This is a genomic window from Enterobacter cloacae complex sp. S1, assembly GCF_014930525.1.
Classification (GTDB): Bacteria; Pseudomonadota; Gammaproteobacteria; order Enterobacterales; family Enterobacteriaceae; genus Enterobacter; species Enterobacter hormaechei_C.
On the sequence record NZ_JADBRE010000015.1, the window covers coordinates 51857 to 68867 of the forward strand.

Annotated in this window: 19 protein-coding genes; 13 read left to right on the plus strand and 6 right to left on the minus strand. The window is 56.4% G+C overall.

Annotated elements, in window-relative coordinates:
• The first annotated feature begins 62 nt into the window (after positions 1-62).
• Positions 63-590, plus strand: coding sequence for a helix-turn-helix domain-containing protein (locus tag IM290_RS10975; RefSeq protein ID WP_193042173.1), 528 nt, complete (start codon positions 63-65; stop codon positions 588-590).
• An 80-nt stretch (positions 591-670) separates the two neighbouring features.
• Positions 671-2635, plus strand: coding sequence for a U32 family peptidase (locus IM290_RS10980; protein WP_193042172.1), 1965 nt, complete (start codon positions 671-673; stop codon positions 2633-2635).
• Here IM290_RS10980 and IM290_RS10985 read toward each other — a convergent pair.
• Positions 2632-2865, minus strand: coding sequence for a DUF2554 family protein (locus tag IM290_RS10985; RefSeq protein ID WP_015570548.1), 234 nt, complete (start codon positions 2863-2865; stop codon positions 2632-2634). The two genes, IM290_RS10980 and IM290_RS10985, sit on opposite strands and share 4 nt — an antisense overlap.
• 243 nt (positions 2866-3108) lie before the next feature.
• Between IM290_RS10985 and IM290_RS10990 the strand changes: the two genes are divergently transcribed.
• Positions 3109-3471: a hypothetical protein gene (locus IM290_RS10990; protein WP_015570547.1), complete on the plus strand. Its 363-nt coding sequence runs from the start codon at positions 3109-3111 to the stop codon at positions 3469-3471.
• Positions 3472-3619: 148 nt separating this feature from the next.
• Here the strand turns inward: IM290_RS10990 and ftrA are convergent, their stop codons facing one another.
• The gene (gene ftrA, locus IM290_RS10995) at positions 3620-4618 is read right to left on the minus strand and encodes a transcriptional regulator FtrA (RefSeq protein ID WP_193042171.1); all 999 of its coding nucleotides are present in this window, start codon (positions 4616-4618) and stop codon (positions 3620-3622) included.
• A gap of 73 nt (positions 4619-4691) precedes the next feature.
• Here ftrA and IM290_RS11000 point away from each other — a divergent pair, with 73 nt between their 5' ends.
• The 8 genes from IM290_RS11000 (at position 4692) to zinT (ending at position 12700) form a co-directional block, all read left to right on the plus strand.
• A complete protein-coding gene (locus IM290_RS11000) occupies positions 4692-5102 on the plus strand; it encodes a rhodanese-like domain-containing protein (protein ID WP_023300088.1) in 411 nt (136 codons plus the stop codon).
• 156 nt (positions 5103-5258) lie between these two features.
• Positions 5259-6362 (plus strand): cobalamin-independent methionine synthase II family protein, encoded by a 1104-nt coding sequence (locus IM290_RS11005; RefSeq protein WP_193042170.1) that lies wholly within the window; start codon positions 5259-5261, stop codon positions 6360-6362.
• Between the two features lie 200 nt (positions 6363-6562).
• A complete protein-coding gene (gene urtA, locus IM290_RS11010; RefSeq protein ID WP_193042169.1) occupies positions 6563-7834 on the plus strand; it encodes an urea ABC transporter substrate-binding protein in 1272 nt (423 codons plus the stop codon).
• A gap of 22 nt (positions 7835-7856) precedes the next feature.
• Positions 7857-9431: an urea ABC transporter permease subunit UrtB gene (gene urtB, locus IM290_RS11015; protein WP_015570543.1), complete on the plus strand. Its 1575-nt coding sequence runs from the start codon at positions 7857-7859 to the stop codon at positions 9429-9431.
• Entirely contained in the window at positions 9431-10504 is a 1074-nt protein-coding gene (gene urtC, locus IM290_RS11020; protein WP_015570542.1) for an urea ABC transporter permease subunit UrtC, read from the plus strand. The genes urtB and urtC overlap by 1 nt, the downstream gene beginning before the upstream one ends.
• On the plus strand, positions 10504-11301 hold the full coding sequence (gene urtD / locus IM290_RS11025; RefSeq protein ID WP_015570541.1) for an urea ABC transporter ATP-binding protein UrtD: 798 nt from the start codon (positions 10504-10506) through the stop codon (positions 11299-11301). The genes urtC and urtD overlap by 1 nt, the downstream gene beginning before the upstream one ends.
• A 9-nt stretch (positions 11302-11310) precedes the next feature.
• Positions 11311-12009, plus strand: coding sequence for an urea ABC transporter ATP-binding subunit UrtE (gene urtE / locus IM290_RS11030; RefSeq protein ID WP_032103021.1), 699 nt, complete (start codon positions 11311-11313; stop codon positions 12007-12009).
• Between the two features lie 52 nt (positions 12010-12061).
• Positions 12062-12700: a metal-binding protein ZinT gene (gene zinT / locus IM290_RS11035; protein ID WP_017693437.1), complete on the plus strand. Its 639-nt coding sequence runs from the start codon at positions 12062-12064 to the stop codon at positions 12698-12700.
• Positions 12701-12746: 46 nt separating this feature from the next.
• Here zinT and ydeE read toward each other — a convergent pair whose 3' ends face one another.
• Positions 12747-13964, minus strand: a complete 1218-nt coding sequence (gene ydeE, locus IM290_RS11040) for an efflux MFS transporter YdeE (protein ID WP_017383985.1) — start codon at positions 13962-13964, stop codon at positions 12747-12749.
• A gap of 193 nt (positions 13965-14157) precedes the next feature.
• Here ydeE and eamA point away from each other — a divergent pair, with 193 nt between their 5' ends.
• The gene (eamA, locus tag IM290_RS11045) at positions 14158-15057 is read left to right on the plus strand and encodes an O-acetylserine/cysteine exporter (RefSeq protein WP_193042168.1); all 900 of its coding nucleotides are present in this window, start codon (positions 14158-14160) and stop codon (positions 15055-15057) included.
• Between the two features lie 38 nt (positions 15058-15095).
• Here eamA and marB read toward each other — a convergent pair whose 3' ends face one another.
• Genes marB through marR form a run of 3 tightly spaced genes read right to left on the minus strand, consistent with a single transcriptional unit; the run spans position 15096 to position 16179 of the window.
• Positions 15096-15311: a multiple antibiotic resistance protein MarB gene (marB, locus tag IM290_RS11050; protein ID WP_193042167.1), complete on the minus strand. Its 216-nt coding sequence runs from the start codon at positions 15309-15311 to the stop codon at positions 15096-15098.
• A 32-nt stretch (positions 15312-15343) separates the two neighbouring features.
• Positions 15344-15724: an MDR efflux pump AcrAB transcriptional activator MarA gene (marA, locus tag IM290_RS11055; RefSeq protein ID WP_001303241.1), complete on the minus strand. Its 381-nt coding sequence runs from the start codon at positions 15722-15724 to the stop codon at positions 15344-15346.
• A gap of 20 nt (positions 15725-15744) precedes the next feature.
• The gene (gene marR, locus IM290_RS11060; RefSeq protein ID WP_017383983.1) at positions 15745-16179 is read right to left on the minus strand and encodes a multiple antibiotic resistance transcriptional regulator MarR; all 435 of its coding nucleotides are present in this window, start codon (positions 16177-16179) and stop codon (positions 15745-15747) included.
• Positions 16180-16435: 256 nt separating this feature from the next.
• Between marR and IM290_RS11065 the strand changes: the two genes are divergently transcribed.
• Positions 16436-17011, plus strand: a 576-nt coding sequence (locus IM290_RS11065) for a MarC family NAAT transporter (protein ID WP_193354479.1), incomplete at its 3' end; no start/stop codon positions are given.

Sequence of the window (17011 nt, forward strand, 5' to 3'; positions counted from 1 at the left end):
GATAAGGTATCACTGTGCGCTATAGCGTACAAGTGGTATGCTTTGCCGCAACGGGAGGAACTATGGATATCACTCAACACCTGGCAACCACACTGAAAGCGCTGCGTCAGGCGCGGGGCTGGAGCCTGTCGAAACTGGCGGAAGAGACGGGCGTGTCGAAAGCGATGCTTGGGCAAATCGAACGCAATGAGTCCAGCCCGACGGTCTCTACCTTGTGGAAAATCGCCACTGGGCTGAACGTACCTTTTTCGGCGTTTATCACTCCAGAGAGCGAACCGCAGGCGGTGTTCGATCCGCAGCAGCAGGCGATGGTGGTGAAACCGCTTTTCCCCTGGGATGAACAGATTAAGTTCGACCATTTCTCCATCACCCTGTCGCCCGGCGCGCTGAGTGAGTCCACGCCGCACGAAGCCGGGGTGATCGAGCACGTGGTGGTGATAAGCGGTGAGCTGGACATGCAGATTGACGGTGTCTGGCGCACGCTATACGCTGATTCCGGCGTGCGTTTTGCCGGCGATAAACCGCACGCGTACCGCAACAGCAGCGCCCGGACGGTGCATTTTCACTCTCTGATCCATTATCCCCGCTAAAGCGTCGCAAAACGGTTTCACTGGCACAGACTTCTGACTACAATAGCCGCCATTTTGACCATAACGGATAACGACGAAGTATGCGCCTGCACTCCCATCATCTTGAACTGCTAAGCCCGGCCCGCGACGCCGCCATTGCCCGTGAAGCCATTCTTCACGGAGCAGATGCCGTCTACATTGGCGGCCCTGGCTTCGGTGCCCGTCATAACGCCAGCAACAGCCTGCGCGACATTGCCGAGCTGGTACCGTTCGCCCACCGTTTCGGGGCGAAGGTGTTCGTGACCCTGAACACCATTCTTCATGATGATGAGCTTGAGCCCGCGCAGCGTCTTATTACCGATCTCTACCAGACCGGCGTTGACGCCCTGATCGTTCAGGATATGGGCGTTCTGGAACTGGATATCCCGCCGATTGAGCTGCACGCCAGCACCCAGTGCGATATCCGCACCGTTGAGAAGGCGAAGTTTCTTTCGGACGTCGGGTTTACGCAAATTGTTCTGGCGCGCGAGCTGAACCTGAACCAGATCCGCGATATCCACCAGGCGACCGACGCGACCATTGAATTCTTTATCCACGGTGCGCTGTGTGTGGCGTATTCCGGGCAGTGTAATATCTCTCACGCCCAGACGGGGCGCAGCGCTAACCGGGGCGACTGCTCTCAGGCCTGCCGTCTGCCGTATACCCTGAAAGACGATCAGGGCCGCGTGGTGGCATTCGAAAAACACCTGCTGTCGATGAAAGATAACGATCAGACGGCCAACCTCGGCGCGCTGATCGATGCCGGTGTACGCTCCTTCAAAATTGAAGGGCGCTACAAGGACATGAGCTACGTGAAAAATATCACCGCCCATTATCGTCAGATGCTGGATGCCATCATCGACGATCGCGGTGACCTGGCGCGCGCGTCCGCCGGTCGTACAGAGCATTTCTTTATTCCGTCGACGGACAAGACCTTCCACCGCGGCAGCACGGACTATTTCGTGAATGCCCGTAAAGGGGATATTGGCGCGTTCGATTCACCGAAGTTTATCGGCCTGCCGGTGGGTGAAGTGCTGAAAGTGGCGAAAGATCATCTTGACGTTCAGGTTACAGAGCCGCTGGCGAACGGCGATGGTCTCAACGTGATGATCAAACGTGAAGTAGTGGGTTTCCGCGCCAATACGGTGGAGAAAACCGGCGAAAATCGCTATCGCGTCTGGCCGAACGAAATGCCTGCCGATCTCTACAAAGCCCGTCCTAATGCGGCGCTTAACCGTAACCTGGATCACAACTGGCAGCAGGCCTTGCTCAAGACCTCCAGCGAGCGCCGCATTGCGGTGGATATCGCGCTGGGGGGCTGGGAAGAGCAGCTGATCCTGACCATGACCTGCGAAGACGGTATCAGCGTGACGCATACGCTCGACGGCCTGTTCGAGGTGGCGAACAATGCGGAGAAAGCGCTTAGCAACCTCAAGGATGGCGTGGCGAAGCTGGGGCAGACCATTTATTACGCGCGCAATATTGAGGTGAATCTGCCGGACGCGCTGTTCGTGCCGAACAGCCTGCTGAACCAGTTCCGCCGTGAAACGGCAGAGATGCTGGATGAAGCACGTCTGGCAAACTATCCGCACAGCAGCCGTAAGGCCGAAACGGTGCCTGCGCCGGTCTACCCGGACACGCATCTCTCGTTCCTCGCGAACGTTTACAACCACAAAGCGCGTGCGTTTTACCATCGTCACGGCGTGCAGCTGATTGACGCCGCGTATGAAGCGCATGAAGAGAAGGGCGATGTGCCGGTGATGATCACCAAACACTGCCTGCGGTTTGCCTTTAACCTTTGTCCGAAACAGGCGAAAGGCAATATTAAAAGCTGGAAAGCGACGCCGATGCAGCTGGTGAATGGCGATGAAGTGCTGACGCTGAAGTTTGACTGCCGTCCGTGTGAAATGCACGTTATCGGCAAGATGAAGAATCACATCTTCAAAATGCCGCCTCCGGGAAGCATTGTGGCCTCCGTCAGCCCTGACGATTTGATGAAGACCCTGCCGAAGCGTAAAGGCAGCTAACCCGCAGAGTGGGTATCCGGTTTGCGCGATTTCTGCCAGGCATGGTGCTCGCGCAACCCCTCCGCAGACTCCTCAGCCGCGCTGCGTAACTCGTCGCTGTCAGCTTCATGACGAAGCTGATGGTCGGCGTTTTTCACATACACAAATTCATGCCCTTTGTGCTCCGCCATAATCTGCCCTGAGAACAGGGCGCTAATCACCAGCAGTAGCGAAAATTCTTTTCTGAACATCCATTATCCCCTGAAAATACGCTACGGTCATCGTAGGGATAATTTCATAGAGTAATTATTCGACTGTTTAAATTTGAGAAAATAGACTGTCAAAAATTGTGGTCGCAATAAAACTCACTTAAGACTATTCTTAAAAGCAATATCGCCGTTGTAAACTCCCATTTCTGGTATGCAAAGAGAAGCTAGATTTATTGGGAAATCATTTACAATAAGATTTTTCTGGCTAAGGATTGGATCGAATAAATGAAAAAAATAATCGTGCTATCACTTCTGGGCGTAGTGGTTGCGGTGGGTGCTGCGGCCAGCATCTATTCAAATGAAGAACCAGAATATATTCAGTCAGCAAAAAGCCGTGTCGGATCGTATTTAACCAGCGATTACGGACGTGTCGAATGTAATAGCACCCAGGTAAGTGAAGATCGCTGGGAGCTGGGCTGTACCAATAAGGCGAGGGGCAAAACCTTCCAGTTCGCCGTTTACCCATCCGAGCAGGCGCCGTATGGGGTCTCTCGTGCGTTTTATCTCGAAGCGATTAATGATGATGCCCGCCAGAGTGCAGAGCAGGGGCTGATGCGTTATCTGCAAATTAATACCAAAGCGGGTTAATCGATTCGTTTATGCTTCGTTGAGGCTCACAGTGGTAGATTGCAGATGATCCACATCCCGGTATGGAATACCGGAGCGTAGATACCAAAATACAAATCTATCCATGCAAGCATTTACCGCCAGATTATGGCGGTTTTTTTTTGCCCGTTTATCGTACCGGCTGTGAAAATTGTTTGCGATATTGCGCGGGCGAAAGCGCAAATTGCTGCCGGAAATGGTGGCGCAGCGTGCCGCTTTGTCCAAATCCGGTTTGTTCCGCAATATTGTCGATGCTGAGCCGACTGTTTTCGAGGTAATCTTTTGCCCGCTGCAATCGTGCAGTTAATAACCAGCGCGCGGGCGTTGTTCCGGTCGCATCCTCGAAACGGCGCAGAAAGGTGCGCTGACTCATACCCACCCGCAGGGCCAGCGATTCGACGGTATGGGAAACGGCCAGATGCTGGTGAAGATAATCAAACAGCTGGCCCAGGCGCTGGCTCTCCCGCAACTGAGCCACCGGTCGGCTAAGCTGCTGGGTTTGCGAGCCGTCCCGATGGGGCGGGATCACCAGCCGACGCGCCACGCGGTTTGCTGCCTCCATCCCGTAATTCCGGCGCACCACATGCAGACACAGATCAATCCCTGCGGCGCTGCCTGCCGAAGTGAGAATATCGCCTTCGTCCTGGTACAGCACATCGTCGACCACGGTGATGGCGGGATAGCGCGTTTTCAGAGCTTGCGTATAGCGCCAGTGGGTGGTTGCCTTCCGCCCGTCAAGCAGGCCTGAGGCTGCCAGAACGAAAACGCCAGAACAGATCGAGAGTAGCTGACAGCCGCGGGCATGCGCCGCGCGGAGCGCCTGGCAGAGCGCGTCGGGTACGGGGTCATCCAGCCCTCGCCAGCCGGGTACGACAACCAGATCCGCCGTCTCCAGCAGACGCAGATCGCCATCGGCCAGAATACGGATCCCGCCCGTTGCCCGGAGCTCGCCGTCATCCACGCTCGCCACGGCGAACTGATACCAGTCCTCGCCCATCTCCGGGCGCGGCAAGCCAAAGATCTCTACCGCCACGCCAAACTCAAAGGTACATAAACCGTCATATGCCAGCACGACCGCGCGCGGCGAGGGATGTCTTAAGTTTGTCATCTTTTTGCTGTTTTCTGGCATAGGCGGACGCATTCATGGGCTGAATTAAGGGATAAAGTAGTGTTAACACAAACACCACAAATGAGGAAGATTCATGAGCTATGTTACTGAATTTCCGGCTGCTGAGCCGCAGGAAGCCGTGGGGCATTTCCTGCGTCGTCTGAGCGTCGAGACGGACTGCGCCGATGTCCATCACGCGGTATCCAGCGGTGAGCAGGACTTTGTTCTGCTGCACGTTGTCGGAAAACCTGAACATTTTGCCCGGCGGCATCTGCCCGGCGCGCTGCATTTACCCTGGAGCCAGATCACCGCCGAGCGGATGAAAGCGTGGCCAGAGGGCACGCTGTTTGTCGTCTATTGTGCAGGCCCGCACTGCAACGGGGCGGACAGGGCGGCGCTGAAGCTGGCGCGTCTGGGTCTGCCGGTCAAGATTATGCTCGGGGGCATGACCGGCTGGGAAGATGAGCGGTTCGCGTTTGCAGGATCTTCATCACCCGCCCTGTGAACATGAATTTATTTCAACACAGATGAAATTTTCTCGTTTGTCGGCGGCGAGCCGGTATGACATCTTTTCAGGACGTTTAGACATCCAGAAGTCTAAAGATTCAAGAGATGAATTATCACTGTGGGCAATTAACGCCGACAGACAGAGGAGATTTCCATGCAGCGACACCATGCCCCGTACCGCGCCGATGTAGTCGGCAGTTTTTTACGCCCGGATTCTGTTAAACAGGCCCGTCTGCAATTTGCCAGCGGTGAGATCGATGCCGGTCAGCTTCGCGCGGTTGAGGACGAGGCCATTCGCCATGTTGTCGCGCAGCAGTGCGCCTGCGGTCTGCATGTGGTAACGGACGGTGAATTCCGCCGCGCCTGGTGGCACTTTGACTTCTTTGACGGGCTACAGGGCGTAGAGCGTTATGATTCCCAGCAGGGCATTCAGTTCAACGGGGTGCAGACCAAAGCCCATGGCGTGCGCGTAACGGGCAAACTGGGCTTCGGCGATCATCCTATGCTGGAAGATTTCCGCTACCTCAAAAGCATCAGCGGTAACGCACAGCCGAAGATGACCATTCCGAGCCCGAGCGTGCTGCATTTCCGCGGTGGCCGCAAGGATATTGATGCCACGGTCTACCCGGATCTGAAAGATTACTTTGACGATCTGGCGACCACCTGGCGCGATGCCATTCGGGCCTTTTACGATGCAGGCTGCCGCTATCTGCAACTGGATGATACCGTCTGGGCCTACCTTTGTTCAGAAGACCAGCGCCGGCAGATCCGCGAGCGCGGTGATGATGCAGACGAACTTGCCCGAACCTATGCCCGGGTGCTGAATAAGGCGCTGGAGGGCAAACCGGACGATCTGACCATTGGGCTACACGTTTGCCGCGGCAACTTCCGCTCAACCTGGATTTCCGAAGGCGGCTATGAGCCGGTGGCGGAGGTGCTGTTCGGTACGGTGAACGTCGACGCGTTCTTCCTTGAGTACGACAACGACCGTAGCGGCGACTTTGCGCCACTGCGTTTTGTGCGCCCGGGTAAACAGCAGGTGGTTCTGGGGCTAATCACCACCAAGCACGGTGAACTGGAGAACCCGGAAGGGGTGAAAGCGCGTCTGGAAGAGGCCGCGCGCTACGTGGCGAAAGAGCAGATTTGCCTCAGCCCACAGTGCGGATTTGCCTCCACGGAAGAGGGTAACAGCCTGAGCGAAGCCCAGCAGTGGGATAAAGTTCGCCTGGTGACGCAAATCGCCAGCGACGTCTGGTAACATCGTTCACAGCGCTGCATTATTACAGTGCAGCGCTGTACCATTCTGAGTCGTTTCCCGTAGATCCTCTCTTCGAACCCGTTTAAATCCTGCCTCTGCAACCTGGCACCCTTTTTGCTCTCCTGAAACTGACGTTACTTTTTCTGCGTCCGGGCGGTAACGGACGTCTTCGCAAAGCTTTCTTTTTCAGGAGTGAAAATATGCACCGTCGTACCTTTATAAAAGCGTTCGCCTTGTCCGCCTCCGTGGTCGCCATGGGGGTCAGTTTTGGCGTCCAGGCCGCAGAGACCATTAAAGTCGGGATCATGCACTCACTCTCCGGCACGATGGCCATTTCAGAAACGCCCCTGAAAGATGTCGCCCTGATGACCATCGACGAAATCAACGCCAAAGGCGGCGTGCTCGGGAAAAAGCTGGAGCCGGTGGTGGTTGACCCGGCATCCAACTGGCCGCTGTTTGCCGAAAAGGCCCGCCAGCTTCTGAGCCAGGATAAGGTCGCCGTGGTGTTTGGCTGCTGGACCTCCGTATCGCGTAAATCAGTTCTGCCGGTTTTTGAGGAGCTGAACGGTTTGCTGTTCTATCCGGTGCAGTATGAAGGTGAAGAGATGTCACCTAACGTCTTCTATACCGGCGCGGCGCCTAACCAGCAGGCGATCCCGGCGGTGGAGTACCTGATGAGCGAGGACGGCGGCAGCGCGAAACGCTTCTTCCTGCTGGGAACGGACTACGTTTACCCGCGCACCACGAACAAGATCCTCCGCGCCTTCCTGCACTCGAAAGGCGTGGAAGATAAAGATATTGAAGAGGTCTACACCCCGTTTGGTCATAGCGATTACCAGACCATCGTCGCCAGTATCAAGAAATTCTCCGCGGGCGGTAAAACGGCAGTGGTCTCCACCATCAACGGTGATTCCAACGTGCCTTTCTATAAAGAGCTGGCGAACCAGGGGCTGAAAGCCACGGACGTGCCGGTGGTGGCGTTCTCGGTGGGCGAGGAAGAACTGCGCGGCATTGATACCAAACCGCTGGTGGGTAACCTGGCGGCTTGGAACTACTTTGAATCCGTCGATAACCCGACCAACCAGACTTTTGTCGCGGCCTACAAAGCCTACGCGAAAGCCCATAAGCTGCCGAATGCCGATACCGTCGTCACCAACGATCCGATGGAAGCGACCTACGTCGGCCTGCATATGTGGGCGCAGGCGGTTGAAAAAGCGGGGACAACCGACGTGGACAAAGTGCGCGCGGCAATGGCGGGCCAGTCGTTCAACGCGCCGTCCGGCTTTACGCTGACCATGGATGTCACCAACCACCACCTGCATAAGCCCGTCATGATTGGTGAAATCGAAGGCAACGGCCAGTTCAACGTCGTCTGGCAAACCGAACAGCCGGTACGCGCTCAGCCGTGGAGCCCGTTTATCGCCGGGAATGACAAAAAATCTGACCAGCCGATGAAAACCGCCAGCAACTAAGCCACCACCAGGGAGAGACGTCATGAACGCCATGCGCATAATTATTGCGATTGTGTGGCTTACCGGACTGCTGCCAGGGATGGTGCAGGCATCGGATGCCGATGATTTCGTTGCCGCTAGCCGCAGCCAGCAGACCGCTATGCTGACCCGCTGGGCAGCCACGCCGGAACCTGCACGTTTGCCGCTGCTTAAAGCGCTGCAACAGGAGAACCTCTACACCGACAGCCAGAAGAAGGCTTTTACCCGCATCGACGGCGAAATGGTTGCCCTGGGCGCGGCAAAGAGCGCCGAAGGAACGACCAAAGCCGTGCGGCTGACCAACCGGCTGCGCGTGTTAACCGTCACGGCGCTGGCAACGCATCAGCTTGTCAGTGACAGTGTCACCGAAAGGCGTCATGCCGCGCGGCAACTTCAGCGTGACGCCCAGCCGGATATGCTCGGGTTTCTGCAACAGCGGGCTAATCGCGAAACGGACGACGTCACCCGACAGTCGCTGAGGCTGGCGCTGGCAAATCTTCAGCTGGCGAGTCCGCAGGCTGAAACGCGCCTCAACGCGGTTGAACTGTTGGGACAGTCTGACGATCCGGACGTTCAGGCCACGCTGACGCCGTTCACCCGGGCGCAAACCGAGCCGGACGCACGGGTACGTGCCGCCGCCGCTGAGAGCCTGGACCGTATTCAGCACCGGCTGATGTGGGGCGAACTGCTGGGGCAGGCCTTCATGGGCCTGTCGTTGGGATCGGTACTCTTGCTGGCCGCGCTCGGGCTGGCTATCACCTATGGTCTGCTGGGGGTGATTAACATGGCCCACGGCGAAATGCTGATGCTCGGGGCGTATGCCACCTGGATGGTGCAGCAGGTTATGGCGCAGTGGATGCCTCAGTGGCTGGCGCTTTATCCGGTGGTGGCGCTGCCGGTGGCGTTTTGCCTGACGGCAGGTATCGGGATGGTGCTGGAGCGCACGGTGATCCGCCATCTGTATGGCCGCCCGCTGGAAACCCTGCTCGCCACCTGGGGGATCAGCCTGATGCTTATCCAACTGGTGCGCATGACCTTTGGCGCCCAGAACCTTGAGGTCGCAAACCCGGCCTGGCTGTCCGGCGGGGTGCAGGTTTTCGCCAACCTGACGCTACCGTGGAACCGCATTGTGGTGCTCGGGTTTGTGCTGATGGTGCTGTTCTTCACCTGGCTCATTCTGAATAAAACGCGTCTGGGGCTGAACGTGCGGGCGGTGACGCAAAACCGTAGCATGGCGGCTTGCTGCGGCGTCCCCACCGGACGGGTAGATATGCTGGCGTTTGGCCTCGGGTCCGGCATTGCCGGGCTGGGCGGCGTGGCATTGTCCCAACTGGGGAACGTGGGACCGGAGCTGGGCCAGGGATACATCATTGATTCGTTCCTGGTGGTGGTGCTCGGCGGCGTCGGCCAGCTGGCCGGTAGCGTCGCGGCGGCCTTTGGTCTGGGGATCTTCAATAAAATTCTTGAACCGCAGATGGGCGCCGTGCTGGGCAAAATCCTGATTCTGGTGGCGATCATTCTGTTTATTCAGAAACGTCCGCAGGGGTTATTCGCACTTAAAGGGAGGGTGACAGACTGATGAGCCAGCCATTGACCTTAACACTGGCGCGCAGGGCACCGCGCTCCACGCAAATCTTCGGCAGTCTGCTGGTTGCGGCGCTGCTGGTGCTGCCTTTTCTCGCGCTGTTACCCGCAACGCATCCGCTGGCCGTTTCTACATGGATGTTGACGCTCATCGGCAAGATCCTCTGCTACGCAGTTGTCGCCGTGGCCCTCGATCTGGTCTGGGGCTATGCCGGTATGCTCTCGCTGGGGCACGGCATATTCTTCGCCCTGGGCGGCTATGCGATGGGCATGTACCTGATGCGCCAGGCGGCCGGGGACGGACTGCCCGCGTTTATGTCTTTTCTCTCGTGGAGCGAACTGCCCTGGTTCTGGTGGGGAACGCAGCATTTCGCCTGGGCTCTGGTGTTAATTGTGACGATCCCCGGCCTGCTGGCGCTGGTCTTCGGCTGGTTTGCTTTTCGCTCGAAGATCAAAGGGGTCTATTTCTCCATCATGACCCAGGCGCTGACCTACGCGGGCATGCTGCTGTTCTTTCGCAACGAAACCGGCTTTGGCGGCAATAACGGCTTTACCGGCTTTACCACGCTGCTCGGGTTTTCCGTCACGGCGACCACCACGCGGATCGCGCTGTTTCTCGCAACGGTCGTGCTGCTGCTTCTGGCCCTGGGCACAGGCTACGCGCTGGCGAAGAGTAAATTTGGCCGCATTTTAACGGCGGTGCGCGATGCGGAAAACCGTCTCACGTTCTGCGGCTACGATCCGCGCGGCTTTAAGCTGCTGGTCTGGACGCTTTCCGCCGTGCTGTGTGGCCTGGCGGGAGCGCTGTACGTTCCGCAGGTGGGCATTATCAACCCGGGTGAAATGTCGCCGACCAACTCGATTGAAGCGGCCATCTGGGTAGCGCTGGGTGGACGCGGCACTCTGGTGGGCCCGGTGATTGGCGCGGCGCTGGTCAACGGTGCGAAGAGCTTTTTCACCGTGGCGATGCCGGAGTACTGGCAGCTGTTTCTGGGGCTGATTTTCATCGCCGTGACGCTGTTTTTACCGCGCGGCGTGTTCGGTCTGTTTCGTAAGGGAGAGAATTAATGCAGCCCTCTGAAGGACTCTTTACCCGCCAGCTACCGGGCGACCGTTACCGCGAGCAGACCGATCCGGTGTTGCAGCTCGAGGCCATTAACGTCAGTTTCGACGGTTTTCAGGCGTTGACCGATCTCTCGCTGAACATCGGCGTCGGAGAATTGCGCTGCATCATTGGCCCTAATGGCGCCGGTAAAACCACGCTGATGGACGTGATTACCGGCAAAACCCGGCCAAAAAGCGGGAAAGCTATTTACGATCAGTCCATCGATCTGACTGCCCTGGAACCGGCGGCCATCGCCCGTCAGGGCATTGGCCGTAAGTTCCAGAAGCCGACCGTGTTTGAAGCGCTGACCGTAGGGGAAAACCTCGAAATCGCCATGAAAGCCGACAGGTCCGTCTGGGCGAGCCTGCGGGCCACGCTCAGCGGCGAGCAGCGCGACCGCATTGATGAGATGCTGGTTTTGCTGCGGCTTGGCAGCGAGCGCGATCGCCGTGCCGGGCTGCTTTCCCACGGACAGAAGCAGTTTCTGGAGATCGGCATGCTGCTGGTGCAGGACCCGCACCTGTTACTGCTGGACGAACCCGCCGCCGGTATGACCGACGCAGAGACGGAATATACTGCCGAGCTTTTCCGAACCCTGGCAGGCAAGCATTCGCTGATGGTGGTTGAGCACGATATGGGTTTCGTCGAGACCATCGCCGACCACGTCACGGTGCTGCATCAGGGGCGCGTACTGGCGGAAGGTTCGCTTCGCGAGGTACAGGCCAATGAACAGGTAATTGACGTCTATCTGGGACGTTAAGGAGAGGTGATGTTACAGGTTAGCGAACTGAATCAGTACTACGGCGGAAGTCATATTCTGCGCGGGGTGAGCTTTGAGGCGGTCGTCGGGGAAGTTACCTGCCTGCTGGGGCGCAACGGGGTGGGCAAAACCACGCTGCTGAGGTGCCTGATGGGGCTGATCCCGGTGAAAGGCGGGGAGGTGGTCTGGCAGGGAAAGAGCATCACTCACAGTAAACCGCACCAGCGGGTGCAGTCCGGCGTGGCCTATGTTCCGCAGGGGCGGGAGATTTTTCCGCGTCTGACCGTAGAAGAAAACCTGCTGATGGGGCTGTCACGCTTCTCCGCGGGAAACGCAAGGAGCGTACCGGAGGAGATTTGGCAGCTTTTCCCGGTGCTGAAGGAGATGAAGCACCGACGCGGAGGCGATCTTTCCGGTGGTCAGCAGCAGCAGCTGGCGATAGGTCGCGCGCTGGCGAGCCGTCCACGGTTACTGATTCTGGATGAACCCACGGAAGGTATTCAGCCGTCGGTGATTAAAGAGATTGGGCAGGTGATCCGCAGCCTGGCGAACCGGGGGGATATGGCCATCCTGCTGGTGGAGCAGTTTTATGATTTTGCGGCAGAGCTGGCCGACAGCTATCTGGTGATGTCGCGCGGCAGCATCGTCCAGCAGGGGCGCGGGGAGAACATGGAGCAAGAGGGCGTTCGCGGGCTGGTTGCGATCTGAAATGTTATAATATAACATCTTCATTCTTATAAAACGGAATGAGGATTTTGCTGTGGCTGCACAACTTGCAAAAATTGCGCTGACTCTGGGAACGCTGCTGGTAAGCGGCTCGCTTTTTGCCCATTCGCACGGTCATCAGATGACAGAGGCGGAACAGAAGGCGGCAAACGGCGTCTTTGAGGATAAAGACGTCAGGGACAGGAAGCTGTCTGACTGGGACGGGACCTGGCAGTCCGTTTATCCGTTCCTGCTTGATGGTTCGCTGGATCCGGTTTTCGAAAAGAAAGCGCAGAAGGGAGAAAAATCCGCTGCCGAGGTGAAGGCCTACTACCGTAAGGGGTACGCGACGGACGTGGACGCCATCGGCATTGAAAACAACGTGATGGAATTCCACCGCGGCAAAACGGTGAGCAGCTGCCGCTACGACTACAGCGGCTACAAAATTCTGACCTATGCGTCGGGGAAAAAAGGCGTGCGCTACCTGTTTGAGTGCAAGGATAACGCGAGCCAGGCGCCTAAGTTTGTGCAGTTCAGCGACCATATCATCGGGCCGAAAGCCTCTTCACACTTCCATATCTTTATGGGCAACACCTCCCACGAGGCGCTGCTGAAAGAGATGGATAACTGGCCGACCTACTACCCGAATGAGATGTACAAAGAGCAGGTGGTGGAGGAGATGTTGCACCACTAGGGTGTTGGTTTTGCCGGGTGACGGCTTCGCCTTACCCGGCTTACGATTAGGGTTTTGTCGGTCGGGTAAGCGCAGCGCCACCCGACACGCTATCTTCACTTTTCACGCGCATCCCGCGCAATATCATCAGCCAGGCCGCAATGATGGCGGCCATCATAATGATAAATAAAGACCAGTGCGGTAGATGGGTCAGGATGAGCCCGGTGATCATCGGGTTCGCCGCCGCGCCGAGCCAGCCCAGCGCCTGGGCGGAGAAATAGCTCGCCTTCATGCCCGGCGGGGCGATATTGTCGATCAGCATGTATTCACCCGGTGCATAAATAATTTCACCCAGGGTGAAAATCGCCGCCGCGATCCCCCAGTAAATCAGGTTTTCGCCGGAAAGCATAAACCCGCCCAGCCCGAGGATGAAAAAAAGCGTCGCGGCGGTCATTAGCGGACGGATATTGCTGGCGGTGATCTTACGTCCAAGCGCGTATTGCAGGGTGACGACCACCGCCGCGTTGACGGGCAGCACAACGGCCACCACCTTTTCTGCGAAATCACTGTCCGCATGTGCGGCGAGGACATACTGGGAAATGCAGGTGGCGAACGATCCACCCACATACGACGCCAGCAGGCCGGAGAGCGTGTACCAGAACAGCGCCCGGTCTTTCAGCAGCACCGAGGGCTGCCACGGCATTTTCTCCTCAGGGCTGTCTGAGGCTATGCTTTTCTGCACAAAAAAATGGATAAACCCGAGCGGCAGTGCGGCGCAGAAGGCGGCCAGCCAGAACGGCAGTTGCAGGCTGTACATCACCAGCAGGGTGCCGATCGGCGGCCCGATCGTCCAGCCAATGTTCAGGAAACTGTAGTTGAGTGAGAAAACGCGCGCCTTTTCGCTGGAGGTCAGCACGTCGGCAAACCATGCTTTCAGCACCGTTGAGAAGACGGAATAGGCGCAGTTAATCAGGGCAAAGAACAGCACCACCAGCGTCACGTTATTCACCAGCGGAATCGCCACAAACCCGGCGATAAAGGCTACGATGGCGATCAGCATATAGCGTTTTTTGTCGAACTTATCCGCCAGGATGCCAAACCCCAGGCTAAACACCACGCCGATGGTCAACGCCACGGTAAGGGCATAGCCAATATTCTCCACGCTCATATCGTACACGCGTGTGAGATATATGGTCATAAAGGGCAGCGTTGCCCCGCGGCCAATTGTTAATAACAATGACGATGCCAGCAGCGCTGCGGTTGAGCGCCTGATTGATGGTTTCATTTTCCTGCCCGACAAATGCTTATGCTTTTTTTGTTGTGTTATTACAGGATTATCATGGGATCGGCAGCTTGTATAGCACCCAATTTATCCGCAGGTGCTTCTCTCCAGTACCAGAATTAATGATCTTCTCGCGGGGCTATTTTTTCTGTTACCTTGAAGTGTTTACAAAATTTTAATAATTCAGGGGCGGAAAATGACGCGGAAAGACGGGCTGTTAGCGTTGCTGGTTGTCGTGGTGTGGGGACTCAATTTTGTGGTCATCAAAATGGGGTTGCACAACATGCCTCCACTGATGCTGGCGGGGCTGCGCTTCCTGCTGGTGGCCTTCCCGGCGCTGCTGTTCGTTGCCCGCCCGAAAATTCCCCTTAAGCTGCTGCTGGGCTACGGCCTGACCATCAGCTTTGGTCAGTTTGCGTTTCTTTTTTGCGCCATCAAATTCGGTATGCCTGCGGGCCTGGCTTCGCTGGTGCTTCAGGTGCAGGCGTTCTTTACCATCATTCTCGGCGCATTTGTCTTCGGCGAACGCTTGCAGGGCAAGCAGCTGGCGGGCATTAGCCTTGCGGTCTTTGGCGTGCTGGTGCTGATTGAAGGCAGCCTCAACGGTCAGCATGTCGCGCTGCTGGGCTTTATGCTCACCCTGGCGGCGGGGCTGAGCTGGGCGTGCGGCAATATCTTTAACAAGCTGATAATGCAGCACGAGACGCGTCCACCGGTCTTATCGCTGGTGGTCTGGAGCGCATTGATCCCCATCGTGCCGTTTATGGCCGCGTCGTTTATTCTGGAGGGTCCGCAGGCGATGCTGAAAAGCCTGGTGGAGATCGACCTGACGACCATTTTGTCGCTGATCTACCTGGCGTTAGTCGCCTCAATCATTGGCTATGGTATCTGGGGATCGTTGCTCGGACGCTATGAAACCTGGCGCGTGGCGCCGTTATCGCTGCTGGTACCGGTGGTCGGGCTTGCCAGCGCAGCCCTGTTGCTGGATGAAACGCTCAGCGTGCTGCAACTGTGTGGCGCAGGGCTGATTATGGCCGGGCTGTATATCAACGTCTTTGGCTTGCGGGTGCGTCGGGCAACGCGGGTGCGGGGTTAAGGCAGAAAAAAGCCCCGCATTAGCGGGGCAAAAACGAATTACAGGTCGTGGTTATAATACGGCACGCCTAATTCGTCGGATTTGTCGGTGCCAGCGGCCATGTGATTGAAGTCCCAGGGCGACTGGTTTTGCGTGGACGGCATAATCATGGTGTCACGATTATTTTGCTGCCCCGCATTGGGGGTTTGCTCCGCGAAGCTCTGGCCGGAAACCAGCACCAGCAAGGTGAGGGCGGCGGAGGCGATAAATTTCATGATTTCCTCGGTTACGTCTTAACAGGCGATGATTAACTGCAATGTTTTAGCGGATACAGATAACGGGATTCACCCGGCATACTGGTAATACGGTACTTATGAGGCGGCACGTCAAAGTAGTTCTTGAACGTACGCGTCAGGGTTTGTTGCGATTCAAATCCGTAGCGTTCCGCCAGATAGAGGATCGGCTCATTGCTTTCTTTCAGTTTTTGGGCAATCTCCGTCAGCTTGCGGCTGCGAATATATTGTCCTAATGAATGGCCGGTCTCTTTTTTAAACATCCGTTGCAGGTGCCATTTTGAGTAACCTGAACGCTCAGACACTTTCTCAAGAGAGAGTGGAGATTCCAGGTTATCTTCGATCCAGTCCAAAATGCTATGAATGGTGATAGCGTCAGTATTGCGTCTGGACATCGTCATACCTCTTTTTCTGTTTACGGCAGGATTTTCTTGAGTAAGAGCTCAAGCGTTGCCACTTCATCTGCCGATAAGTTTTTTGTCAGTTCCTGGTGCAGTGTTTGTCCTACTAATTGATGACATTGCTCACACATGGCCGCGCCATCGCTGGTCAGTTTCACCAGTACGCCACGTTTGTCATTCGGGTTAGGGCTTCGTTCTATCCATCCTTTACAGACGAGACGATCCAGCATGCGGGTTAACGCACCCAGATCGACAGAGAGCACCTTTTTCAGCTCAACCGGCGTGATACACACTTCGCAGCGAATGGAACACAGCACTTTGAACTGTGTTGCGGTGATATCCAGCGGTGACAGATAGTCATTGAGCAGGCGATCTTTTTTCTGGTTAACCATATGAATAAGACGACCCAGTGGGATTATGTCGTTAAAGAGGTCACTGGTGCTTTTCACAATGGTTGCCCTGGCAAGTAGTTTAGTCACGGCAGATATTATTGCTCAGGCAAGTATAAGTCAACTGAATGAATCGGCCGATGCCACGAAATGCTAAAACGCTTCAGGAACTTATTCTGTACGCTTTTAAATCATACAGATAATCTGGGGTTATCAATTACGCGAGACAATTATGGTTACGCTGCGTGGATGGCTCCGGACGAGGATTTGCCCCTATAATTGCGTTGTTGAATAAGGATAAGGACTGCGGTGCATTATGTTGGATTTGATTAAAGCAGTGGGGCTTGGGCTGGTGGTGTTGCTGCCGCTGGCGAACCCGTTAACGACGGTGGCGCTTTTTCTGGGGCTGGCGGGGAACATGAACAGCGCAGAGCGCAATCAGCAGTCGATGATGGCCTCTGTCTATGTCTTTGCCATAATGATGGTGGCTTATTACGCCGGGCAACTGGTGATGAATACCTTTGGTATTTCGATTCCCGGTCTGCGTATTGCTGGTGGGCTGATTGTGGCCTTTATTGGTTTCCGGATGCTGTTCCCGGCGCATAAAGCGCACGAATCCCTGGAAGCCAAAAGCAAATCGGAGGAGCTTGAAAGCGAACCGAGCGCCAACATCGCGTTTGTGCCGTTAGCCATGCCGAGCACGGCGGGGCCGGGGACGATTGCGATGATCATCAGTTCCGCCTCAACGGTGCGTGATGGGTCGACATTCCCGCACTGGGTTATCACCGTTGCGCCGCCGATCATTTTTGCGCTTATCGCTATTATCGTCTGGGGGTCATTGCGCAGCTCCGGGGCGATTATGCGCTGGGTGGGCAAGGGGGGGATTGAGGCT